Origin of the sequence: Bdellovibrio sp. HCB290 (genome assembly GCF_047305925.1) — a bacterium.
Taxonomy (GTDB): domain Bacteria; phylum Bdellovibrionota; class Bdellovibrionia; order Bdellovibrionales; family Bdellovibrionaceae; genus Bdellovibrio.
Window position 1 is genome coordinate 3,725,981 of the sequence record NZ_CP178620.1, and the last position, 11,431, is coordinate 3,737,411.

An 11,431-nucleotide genomic window follows, 5' to 3' on the forward strand; every position below is an offset into this window, starting at 1 on the left:
ATGAAGGCAGTCCTCACGGGCTGCCTTTTTTTTGCTCGGAAGAGGGCGCGCGATCAGACGGTATTTTCTTGCCGGCAGCAACCAGTTCAAGATCTCGACGGATATCATGCCAAAAATCTGAATTGAATTCTTTGATGTGCTGAGCCCGATTCAAATAGCTCAATGCTTTTGTCGCAGTGGAGGCCTGACGATCATCCATAGCTCTGTTGTTATAGATAAATATTAGACCCTTCAGGCATTTTGCATTTGTTGCATCATACTGAAGCCCCTTAGAGAAGGTTGCTTCAGCAAGGTCTTCGGACTTTCTTCTTGCTTCGACGGAGGGGTATTCTCGAGACAAGTGGGTTACACCTTTTCCACCATAAGCATCAGCAAGTGTTTTTCTCGCCAGTCCATAGTCGGCTACGCGAATTGCCACCTCACCTGCTTCAATGGCATCATCCCAGCGTCCAAGTCTTTGAACAAGTCCGGCAAAATTCCCTGCAACCCAAGAGTTTTCCGGCTGTTTCTTTATGGCATATTTATAAAAGGAAATTCCCTTATCAATATCCTTTTTATCTATCAGGCATTCGGCGACACCCACTGCTGCCTTGCTTCTTTCCACATCTGTGCGCGCCAAATCAAGTGCTTTCTTGAATGCTTCCAGCGCCTTTTCAGTGTTCTTTTGCTTCTTTTCAATTGTACCGCTCAAATAATATAGCTCATGATCCTTGGGTGAAACACTGGCTGCGGCTGTAAAACTTGAAACCATCTTCGGTATGTCTTTTCTATAGTAATCGATCCAGGCTTTTTGAAGCATTGCCTCTGGGTCCCTTGGCGACTTCGCAAGAACAATGTCCAGGATTCTTTCAGACTCATTCAAGTATTCAGTGCGGTCCATTGTGCTGACCTTATATCCAACCATTCGCACAGCTTTAGCTTTCAATATCAACGCCTGTCTGCTCTCTGGCTCTGACAAAAGAATCTGATTCACAATATGTTGCGCATGACGGGATCCACTAATTGATTTTGGTCCGGGACTGTCGTACTCCTCCTTCGCTTTTACTAGTGTGTATTCCCTTAGGCGTATAGCAAGAGTTTCATCTTCCGAAAGCTTGCGAATTTCTATTCGACCGGCAAGGCAACTAGCAATATCGCCCAGACTTGATTGAAACTTATCAGAACTTACTTCTTTAGCGGTGAATTCGTTCTTCATGATTTGCATCTCATCTTTGATGCGAAATCCATCTTCAACTTTATATAAGGACCGTGTAAGTTTGAACCACGGTGATAAAACCGTGCAACCCTCGGGATAGCCGACAATATCGTAGCCTTTTACGTGAGTATTGGATTTTTCATAAAAAATTGAACCAATATTTGCATCAGTAATTCTTTTTTCCCGTAGCGCAAACATAATTGCAATAGACCTGGATGCTGGGACTGTTAGGTAGGTTTTATCCTCTTTATCTTTGCTGACTATCAACTCGCCAAAGACACTTTGCTTGCCCTTCATTGGCGCTGCAATACGCGTTTTAAAATCCACACCGTCAAAGGTTGAACTAGATTTTCCCGAATCCGAAGCCAAAAGAGTTGTCAGATACTTCTTTGCATCATCTTCGTTTCTACTAAATGAAATCCCCAACACCTGGTTCACGAACTCACCCGCGACCTCAAATGAGGTGACAGAGTCTGCTGAACCATCAGCATTTATACTAATACTTTTATCGAAGACAATTCGCGATTGCTCCAATGATGGCACAGGAATTTTTTCAAGGGCTCGCGTTTGAGACGACAGTTCTAACGCCGGGGATCCGGTGATATCAGAAAAAGTTAGGGTTGAGTTACTAACAATATTTGTTGGATCTACCCAAAGAATTTTACTTCCGTCTCTAATCTTCACGATGGCATGATTGAATAATCTGAGTGTCACAATGGGATCCGAAGCGCGATTAATCGAGGAGTTAAATTGCTCCCAGCCGCTTCGATATACAAATGCAACATTGGCTTTAATACCAATCTTTCGCAGCATCGCAGTTGTAGCTATTGAAAAATCTTTGCAATCGCCTGTTTTCAATTTGGCAATTTGATCTAGACTCCTGGGAATGTAGCCTTTTTCAAAGCTTGTCCAATCGCCGGAGTAAGTCATTATCTTTGCGAGCTCCGAGGTCACAGCATCAATCTTTTCAGGAACTGATTTTTGCTTCTTAGCCTTCTCAAGAATTATCTCGTATGCCTTTGGAAACACTCCTACCCTCATGGAGTCTTCGTATTCTTCTCCCAGGGTCCCCGCGATCACCGCCCAATCATTTGTTGTGCTGATATCGATAGTAGTGACTGTGTCTTTGTTCAGCATGGGATTGAATTCGATTGGCAGCTTATATAGCGGCTTAGTTTGCTCAAACTCCAAGACATGATGAGGTCCATCTTGATAAGTTTTCGACTTAATAGCTTGCCACGGGTCGTTTATTTTAACGAATAACGGAAGCAACGACCTTATCTTTACCTTGGTCGCCCTTTCCGGAACCAACAAACCAATTGTAAAGCGTCGCGAGAACAGTCCCTTAACAAGAAACTTCTTTTGTTTTTCACGGAATGTATAATTGATCTTTGAGCCAATTTGGATATTGCTAAACGGAATCACCATTTCACGGCCATTGGTGATCCCCTGTTCAACAACGGAATCAACCATTTTAGTATCCTTCGCTTGGACCGCAGTGACAACCCCAGAAGTTTCGCTAAAACCTTTGATGAAGTTTAACGTCGAAGCGTCCGGAAGTGTCGGTACAGATTGTCTGACTAGAAAGTTTCGTCCTTGCTCGTTTTGTGCTTGAAACTCCCGGGTAACAGTTGAATCTGACAAACCATTATCATCAACAGTTATCACCTGCTCAGTACTATTCAATATATAAGGTGCGTCGGTCTCTTTCGCCCATTCTGCCGATGATTGCATACCAAACAAAGAGAGTGCTAGCACTGTAGCTATAAACTTAAACATGGTTACCATATCGGCGGACTCGATAATTCACTTAGGTATCCAATTTTATTTGTAATTCAAATCGAGCAAATCAGTCTCATAAAGATACAAGGTACAGGCCTAATATCTGGATTTTCCCATCGCTTTAGAGAGTATAAAGTGGATCGGACTTGTAGGTAGAGAACGGATCGAATCCCTGCTCACGAAGCTTCTTCTTCTTGTTGTACTTTTGCCATCGCTCAGCCACGGAAAACAACTCGTAATGAACCCCACCGGTTAACAGCTGCTCTTTGATCGTGCTGGGAATTGGCTTTTCATTTGTTGCCCGAGTGAAGGTCAGGACGGACTTTCCAAAAGCCTTTTGCTTGTTTTGATTGATGCTGGGGCTGTCTTGCAAGTACACGAATTGCGCCTGAAAGACGTGACTAGTGCCTGTTGTGTTCCACTTCGTTTTATCGAAGGATTCCTGCAAGCCTTTAATCAGTGCGCGCAAGGCATGCACTTTCAGAATGGCGTCTTCAGCGGATACTTTCAGCCTGTTTTTAACAAATCGGCCTTGTTCATCCACTTCGAATTCCACATAGACAATTCCAAAATGGTCGTACTGAGCAAGAATCGAATCAAAGATCAGTTGCTCATCTATTTTTTTGAAGACCTGTTCAAAGTAACTCCACTGATCAGTATCCGAGATGAAATTGTCAGCACCCGTTATGTAGGTTCTGCCATCTGCGAAAGTGTTTTCAGAATGGTGCTTTTGGTGATCACCCAAGACTTTGGAGTCAGCAACATAGCCTGATCCAAAAAGACTTCTCACTATGGCAGCTTCTGTTCTTGTAACTTTCTTCTTAGCAGCCCCCGTACCTGGGGACGCGGAATGAACAGCCGATTTCTGGACCGCCGCCGGCAAAATCTCAATCTGAATCGGCACGTTCTGTCCATCAAGATTACCCTCAGAAAAAAGGTACAAGAATGCAGCAAGAACCACGTGCAAACTGATGGAAAGTAAAAGATTTTTCCTCATGGAGCTAGATTATGGTCGAGTTCGAAGTTTGTAAACTTCAATCCCAAAAACACTGATTACAACTGTTAATTATGTTCCCTGAAATTCCGATTAATAAAGCATGTTTATCAAACTTATCGTTGCTGCAATATTAGCCAATCCAGTACATGCGAACCCACTGAAGAAATTCGGTTTTGGACTTAATCATGAAGAAATGAAAACCGCCGGGTACAATTACACAGAGAAATCTTCGGGCAATGAAATCTATGAGAAAAAAACCGATCTCGAATATAAAAAGATAGTTTATCTAAAGAATGATAACGTAGCTACGACTTATCGGAGCAAAAAAGGTACTTACTTCACCTTCACGAAGCTGAATGGTGAGAACCAGGTTTTAGGAATGGCTGAATGTAAATTTCAACCAGACACAAAATCCTATAATTGTGACGTCCAAACGGCAGAGCTATGCCAGGATCTTTTGAATAAAGTTGATACAGGCGGATTTGGTTTTGATTTAAATAAAATTCAGGAATGTGCAGATATTTCTGCCAAGATATCTTACTCGCGAAAATCAATTGATGGATTTATGCCAGAAGTGAAAACGAAGTTGGAAGCTGTATATCCTGGTATGAGCACTTCAATGATCAAAGCTCCAGCCACTTCTTTGCAAACAGTACTAAAAGACTATGCGGCGTGCAAAAAAGCGGAAGCAGATCTGGCTAAACCAGCAGGCGCTGTTCCTGCAAAAAAAGTTAACAGCGCGGTAAAACAAGGCGCAAGCTAATTACTGGCAAACCAAGCCGGGCTCGTTGCCTTCGCTGCGGAAATCAAAGTACTCGCGCTTATCAAGATCATTCACAAACAACTGACCTGTGTATTTTCCAGTGGCAGTTCCACCAGCAATCACCGGATACAGTTGCAGGTAAACTCCCCCTTGAGCAGCATCACCACGCATGTTCAAGTCGCCATACTGAGCAAGAGGGCTCAGTGTGATAGCAGTAGAATAAGAATTGTATGCACCAGTACGCTTCACGATTAAATTTGCACCGATGGTATTCATACCCACCCATGGATTTTGCGCATCTACTGCACGGCTTAGTTGAACCGTCACAGTCGCTTCGTTACCAATAGTTGAGCAGCGCAGCTGCGTGAAAGAAGCCATGGAAACAAGCGGAAATTGTGCGACAAAAATCAATGCAAGCAAGGCCTTCATAAGTACTCCTTAAGTGAGCCCTCCGTTTACTCCCGCCCCCTTCCTGATGCAAGCTGGAAGCCTAAATAAAAGCTCATTGAAAATCCCCTACTGTAAATCTTCAGCCTGCTTTGCCAAAGCCATCCCTGAGGCCTATCATTGGAGCTGATGCTGAAGCCCGGAAAAGACCTTCTTCGCGAGGTCAAAAAGACATTTAAAGACGGCGGATTCCGCGCCCTCCGTAAGAAATATGGCTGGAAGATGTTCGCCATAATCATCAGCTATTACCTGGTTCGTGATGTAACGCTATATATTCTCATACCCTATTTCGTGATTAAGTCGTTCTAAGCAACCCGTTGTCGAATTTGTCGACAAACCACCGCGTAGATTTTACGAATTCCCCATTCCTTTACCCCGCCCGAGGCGGACTTTGCTAAGATGCAGGGCCATGAAATCATTGGGAATTTTTCTATTAATTTTCACCGCTGGATGCCTCGCTAACGCTGTTTACTATAACGGTGATTCACGCGAAGAAGTATCCGTGAATGATCGCACTTGGGTCGTCGGCCAGCCGACCGCAATGATTTACGATGGAACTCGCAAGAATTTTCCTGTTTTAAAAGACATGTATCCCCTGTGTGACAATGAAAGATTTCAAGAGCAAAGACTTGTTGGTCATTGCAGTGGAGTTTTGATTGCATCGAACAAAGTTCTGACTGCTGCACACTGCATGCAAAGCACCAACTCGTGTCCCAATGCGCGATTTGTATTTGGCGCGCACCACACAGCAATGAACCTGAATGTTTACTCCTGCAACAAAGTAATCACCATTGATCAAAAGATGGATTTTGCCGTGGTAGAGCTGAATCAACATGTCGTGGGAATCAGACCCGTAAAAGTTGCCACTGATGTAAATCTGCGCGAAGGTGACTCCTTGCTGAGCATGTCCTATCCCCTGGGGCTGCCATTAAAGCAAGACATCGGAATAATTAAGAATGCCGATGCGAACTCAAATTTCTTCAAAGTTTCAGTCGACACATTCGCCAGCAGCTCAGGCTCCCCGCTTTTCAATACCCGGGGCGAAGTGGTTGGAATTCTAAGTCGTGGTGCTGAAGATATTCTGGAAGACGATATTTATAGAGTACAAACTCGCGGTGGATGCATTAACTTCAATAGCTGCGAAAACGGCACCTGCAACGGCGAAACGTTCTTAAAGGCCGCACTGATCAGCGACAAAATTTAAACTTGCCTTGACCCGTGGCGCTTAGGAATTATGCTTCAGATATCAACTTTTTCTGAAGAACCGAGAGCGCTATGAATCCTTCACAACGAATTGAATTTTCAAAGAATTGGCTTACTAACGATGTCTTCCCTCTTTGGAGCGGTAAAGGCATCGATCGCAAAAATGGCGGCTTCGAAGAGAACCTGACATTTGAAGGTGAACCGATGGAAATGCCTCGCCGTGCAATGGTGCAATCCCGTCAGATTTATTCCTTCCTGACGGGACTTCGTATGAAGACTGTCTCCCATGACACAGCCACTTTTGCAGTCAATCAGGGTGTGCGCTACATGATTGATAAATTTCAACAACCATCCGGTTCATTTATTTATTCAGTTCTTGCAGATGGCACTCCCAAAAGCATGAATCCCGATCTTTATACACAGGCCTTCGCGCTTTTTGGTTTGGCGCAGGCTTACCAAATGGATCCAAAACCTGAATATAAAACCCGCGCAAAAGAGCTGGTGAAATATCTGTACCGCGAAAGAAGCGTTAAAGCCGGCGGCTTCACAGAACTGGATGAAAAGGGAACTGCTTCATACAAATCGAATCCCCACATGCACATGTTTGAATCAGCAATTGCCTGGATGCAAATCGATAAGGATCAAGAATGGTGGAAGCTTGGCGAAGAGCTAGCAACCTTGGCGTTGAACAAGTTCATTGATCCGCAAACAGGCATCTTGGGCGAGTACTTCGATGAAAACTGGAATGCTTTGCGCGAAAACGGCAAGTTCGTTTATGAGCCGGGCCACCAATTTGAATGGTCCTGGTTGTTTTCCCTGTATCAGGATTTGACCGGCAAGGACTGCAAAGCCGTTCGTCATAAGCTTTTCCTTTCAGCCGACAAGCACGGAACGGACCCCGTTCGCAAAATCGCTTTCGACGAAATGTGGAGTGATTTCACGCCTAAACTGACTTCTTCGCGCTTTTGGCCACAATGTGAGCGTATTAAAGCAGCAGTTCGACTGGCCAAGGAAGTCCCGGTTTCAGATCAGGCGGTCTATCACAAGGCCGCCGATGATGCCATGGACACCCTGTTTAAGTTCTTTGCGACCCCTAAAAAAGGTATGTGGTACGATCAGCTTTCAGCTCAGGATACTTTTTCCGGAAACTTCTCTAAATCCAGCTCTTTGTACCATATTATCAATGCCTTAGAGGAATACGTAAACTTGCGAAATTAGGACGGAATGCTTGACAGTGGGGTCCCCGAAAGGCTAACAAGAGGCCTAAAAAAGGGAGACCACTGTGAAGAAGCTTTTAGTCATTGCTTTGCTATTTGCATCGACAACAGCTCATGCCGGTCGCATCAAAGAAGTCGTGATCATGGCTACTGAAGATGTCGAGCATACTTTGAATTTATTTAATCCCGATTTCCGCTACGTGATTAAGGGTCAGGGCTTCACTGAAGCTGATGATTCCACGGGTACGGCAATTCAAACAGTGGTTTCAGTTCGTAATTTGATCACTCTGCAAACACGCGAGTGGACTTGCACAACACAGTTCCATAAAACACCAGAATTTTTTGAAATCACTTACACAATTTGTAAATAACAAGGAGATACCTAATGGCTATCGAACAAACATTCTCAATCATCAAACCTAACGCTATGAAAAAAAATGCTATCGGTGACATCGTAAGCATGTTTGAAGCAAACGGTTTGAAAATCGCTGCTGCAAAAATCGTTGTTTTGTCTGCTGATAAAGCTGGCGAATTCTACGCTGAACACAAAGCTCGTCCATTCTTTGGCGAACTAGTTTCCTTCATGACTTCTGGTCCAGTTATGTTGATGTGCTTGCAAGGTGAAGGCGCAGTTTTGAAAAACCGCGAAATCATGGGTGCAACTGATCCTAAAAAAGCTAACGCAGGAACTATCCGTTCTAAATTCGGCGACAACGTTGGTGAGAACGCGGTTCACGGTTCTGACTCTGTTGAATCTGCTGCTCGCGAACTTGCATTGTTCTTCGAAAAACACGAAATCTGCAACGCGTAGTCTGTGACTGCAAATTCTCGCATCCAAGTTAAGATCGAGAAAATGGCCATCGGAGGCGCGGGCATCGCCCGCCACGATGGCCTTGTTATTTTTGTGCCCTTAGCCGCCCCTGAAGACGAGCTTTTGGTTGAAATCACCACAGCAAAAAAGAATTTTGCTGAAGCACGTATTGTTGAGATTCTAAAACCAGGACCCGCGCGCAGAACTCCACCTTGTCCTGTTGCCAATGTCTGTGGCGGCTGCAACTGGCAGCATCTGACTGAACTAGAACAGCAAAAACAAAAAGAAGCTTTGGTGCTGGAAACAATCCGAAAATTCAATCCTGAATTGAGTTTCGATTACCTGCCGTTGCAACCAAGCCCACGCTCGCTTCGCTATCGCAACCGCATTCAGCCAAAATTTCATAATGGCCGCTTCGGTTTTTTTGCAAGAAACTCCCATGAAATTGTCGAGATCGACGATTGCCTGATCACCGAGGAAGTTCTGACAAAAAAATTCCCTGAAGTCCGTCAATGGGCTGCGGATAAGAAATCAAAAGATCTGTTGCGTCTTGAAATGTATATCTCTGAAAACGAAGAAATCCGTTACGGCCTGATCACTGATGAAGACGACGGGATTGGTTTTTCCCAGGTTAATCGTTTCCAGAATCCACATTTGTTAGAAACCACACTGAACTGGGCTGGCGATATCGACTACCCACAAGTTTTTGACCTTTACGCCGGGGCTGGGAATTTTACGTTCCCGCTGATGAACAAGTATAAATCTGCCAACGTCCATGCGGTTGAATTGAACCCAAAACTGGTGGAGCGCGGCCGGGCTCAGAACAAGGAAAAGCGCCTGCGCTATTTCATGTCTGACGTGGAAAGCTACATGCGCAGAGCCACTATCCAAAAACAGGACCTGGTGGTCCTGGACCCTCCTCGTGCCGGCGCCAGCGAGTATATTATGCGAGCACTTGCTGCGGCAGGTCCCCAAAAAATCATCTACATCAGCTGTCACCCCGTTTCCTTGGCTCGGGACCTGAAATGGTTCTTTGCTTCGGCCCAACAACTCGGCAAAAAATTCCGCCTGGAACGCATGCAAACTTTCGAGATGTTTCCCCAGACAGACCATGTAGAGACTATTGCTGAGCTCAGGGTTGACTCTTAGCTCTCTAATGATACCTTTTTATTCATGCGTAAATGGATTATCGCTGCCTGTGCCCTCACTTTGGTGGGATGTGCAAGTTGGAATCAAGACAAAGACAAAGCCGCTTTATATCTTCGAATGGGTAACGCCTTTATCGAAGAAACGAACTATCCCAATGCCATTGCCGCACTTTTAAAAGCGCAAGAACTTGATCCCACTGATCCCACAATTCAAAACAGCCTTGGGCAGGCCTATTTCCTAAAAGAACGCTATGACCTTGCAGAAAAACAGTTTCGCAAGGCAATCTCGATGAATCCAAGTTATACAGATGCACGCAACAATCTTGCCCGCACATTGGTTGAAGTGGGTAAGTATGCAGAAGCCGACAAAGAACTTACTTTGGTTTTGAATGATTTAACCTACGGTGGCTTCACTAAAGCCTACACAAATCTTGGACTTTCCAAATTTCATCAAAAGCAGTATTCGGCATCCCAGGATGCTTTTCTGAAAGTTATCTCTTCGACTGCAGATGATTGCTGGGCCAATACCTACTATGGTCGGGCTTTTTTTGAGCAGAAAAAGTATTCGCAGGCCTCGGAAGCCTTGGACCGTGCCATCGGTTTCTGCCAAAAGGATCTGATCGACGAGCCCCACTATTATAGCGCCCTGGCCTACTACCGCATGGGAGATAAATCCAAATCGGTCGCTCGCTTTGAGGAAATCATCCGCTACTATCCAAATGGCAAATTCCGTGAAAAATCCAAGGGCATGCTGGAACTGATTCGAAAGGGACAACAATGAAAAAAACCGGTGAGATACTGAAGGCAGCTCGTGAAGAAAAAGGCCTCTCTCTGAATGAAGTGGGTTTGTCCCTAAAAATCAGCAGCAAAGTTTTGAAAGCCATTGAAGACGGTGATGAAAATCAATTGCCGGCTAAAACTTTCTTGCGCGGTTTTGTAAAAAGCTATGCAACTTTCCTGCGCCTGGATGCTGATAAAATTCTGGAAACATTTTATGAGGAAATGGGCAGCACTCGTCCACAACCTTACATCCGCCCATCCACCACGCCGGAAAAGGAAACTGACTCCGACGCCAAAATGGAATCTTCTGAATCCAAGGAAGCTACTGTCACACCCATCCGCAAGACGGCGCCGACATCTTCAAGCAATGACTATTCTCCGCTGAATAAAAAGAACAATACTCGAACGATTGCTGTTGGTGTGCTTTTGGTTGTGCTGGCAGGTTTGATTATTTTTACAAAAAAAATGATCGACAAATATTCCAAGGAAGCGGAAGTACCGACAGCTGAAGTCGCAGAAATGATGGAGGGTGCTACGCCAGTAGATGGTGATGCTACCATTCCTTCCGAACCGATGAGTTCTTCTAGCTCAAGTCCGACTCCAGAAGCCTCCCCATTGGCACAAATCACCAAAACTGACGAAAAGTCCGAGCCGATCACCAAGGCAACACCGGTAGCTTCTCCGAAGTCGACTCCTTCACCGGTTGAAACACCGAAGACAACTCCAAGTCCGACGGCAGCTGTGAAATCCAGCCCTTCACCGACTGCTTCGCCGGCTGCATCCGCGACAGCTACAGCCGCGGCGACTGTTACTCCGGCACCAACAGCTTCAGCAACTCCTTCGCCGACTCCTGCAAAACCTGTGGAATTGATCGTGGAGGCATTGGATACAGTAGAAATTGAATACTCTTCACCAAGCGGCAAGCCGCAAAAGATCAAGCTCTCTGCAGAGCAAGTCCACACGTTTAAAAGCAAAAGCGGTTTGAAGATCAGTTTCTCAAATGGCGGCGCAGTAAATCTTATCCTGAATGGTAAAGAACTGGGCATCCCAGGTGACCTGGGCAAGCCAATCAAATTGAGCTACTAAGT

At 45.1% G+C, this 11,431-nt stretch carries 12 protein-coding genes; 9 read left to right on the plus strand and 3 right to left on the minus strand.

Annotated features, from left to right (window positions below; all coding sequences use genetic code 11):
* Window positions 1-13: 13 nt before the first annotated feature.
* Window positions 14-2,974, minus strand: coding sequence for a transglutaminase domain-containing protein (locus ACLVWU_RS18215; protein WP_413576319.1), 2,961 nt, complete (start codon window positions 2,972-2,974; stop codon window positions 14-16).
* A 124-nt stretch (window positions 2,975-3,098) separates the two neighbouring features.
* The gene (locus tag ACLVWU_RS18220; RefSeq protein ID WP_413576320.1) at window positions 3,099-3,974 is read right to left on the minus strand and encodes a hypothetical protein; all 876 of its coding nucleotides are present in this window, start codon (window positions 3,972-3,974) and stop codon (window positions 3,099-3,101) included.
* A gap of 100 nt (window positions 3,975-4,074) precedes the next feature.
* Between ACLVWU_RS18220 and ACLVWU_RS18225 the strand changes: the two genes are divergently transcribed.
* Window positions 4,075-4,737, plus strand: a complete 663-nt coding sequence (locus ACLVWU_RS18225) for a hypothetical protein (protein WP_413576321.1) — start codon at window positions 4,075-4,077, stop codon at window positions 4,735-4,737.
* Here ACLVWU_RS18225 and ACLVWU_RS18230 read toward each other — a convergent pair whose 3' ends face one another.
* The gene (locus tag ACLVWU_RS18230) at window positions 4,738-5,166 is read right to left on the minus strand and encodes a hypothetical protein (RefSeq protein ID WP_413576322.1); all 429 of its coding nucleotides are present in this window, start codon (window positions 5,164-5,166) and stop codon (window positions 4,738-4,740) included. It abuts the gene before it with no gap.
* Between the two features lie 138 nt (window positions 5,167-5,304).
* On the opposite strand from ACLVWU_RS18230, the gene ACLVWU_RS18235 reads away from it, so the two are divergent.
* The 8 genes from ACLVWU_RS18235 to ACLVWU_RS18270 all read left to right on the plus strand — a co-directional run bounded on the left by ACLVWU_RS18235 (window position 5,305) and on the right by ACLVWU_RS18270 (window position 11,429).
* Entirely contained in the window at window positions 5,305-5,493 is a 189-nt protein-coding gene (locus ACLVWU_RS18235) for a hypothetical protein (RefSeq protein WP_413576323.1), read from the plus strand.
* A 100-nt stretch (window positions 5,494-5,593) separates the two neighbouring features.
* Window positions 5,594-6,388, plus strand: coding sequence for a trypsin-like serine peptidase (locus tag ACLVWU_RS18240; protein ID WP_413576324.1), 795 nt, complete (start codon window positions 5,594-5,596; stop codon window positions 6,386-6,388).
* A 71-nt stretch (window positions 6,389-6,459) separates the two neighbouring features.
* The gene (locus ACLVWU_RS18245) at window positions 6,460-7,605 is read left to right on the plus strand and encodes an AGE family epimerase/isomerase (protein ID WP_413576325.1); all 1,146 of its coding nucleotides are present in this window, start codon (window positions 6,460-6,462) and stop codon (window positions 7,603-7,605) included.
* Between the two features lie 64 nt (window positions 7,606-7,669).
* The gene (locus tag ACLVWU_RS18250; RefSeq protein WP_413576326.1) at window positions 7,670-7,975 is read left to right on the plus strand and encodes a hypothetical protein; all 306 of its coding nucleotides are present in this window, start codon (window positions 7,670-7,672) and stop codon (window positions 7,973-7,975) included.
* A 14-nt stretch (window positions 7,976-7,989) separates the two neighbouring features.
* A complete protein-coding gene (gene ndk / locus ACLVWU_RS18255; protein WP_340598110.1) occupies window positions 7,990-8,415 on the plus strand; it encodes a nucleoside-diphosphate kinase in 426 nt (141 codons plus the stop codon).
* Window positions 8,416-8,418: 3 nt separating this feature from the next.
* Entirely contained in the window at window positions 8,419-9,564 is a 1,146-nt protein-coding gene (locus ACLVWU_RS18260; protein ID WP_413576327.1) for a class I SAM-dependent RNA methyltransferase, read from the plus strand.
* Window positions 9,565-9,588: 24 nt separating this feature from the next.
* A complete protein-coding gene (locus ACLVWU_RS18265; RefSeq protein ID WP_413576328.1) occupies window positions 9,589-10,344 on the plus strand; it encodes a tetratricopeptide repeat protein in 756 nt (251 codons plus the stop codon).
* Window positions 10,341-11,429, plus strand: coding sequence for a helix-turn-helix domain-containing protein (locus ACLVWU_RS18270; RefSeq protein WP_413576329.1), 1,089 nt, complete (start codon window positions 10,341-10,343; stop codon window positions 11,427-11,429). The genes ACLVWU_RS18265 and ACLVWU_RS18270 overlap by 4 nt, the downstream gene beginning before the upstream one ends.
* Window positions 11,430-11,431: the final 2 nt, after the last annotated feature.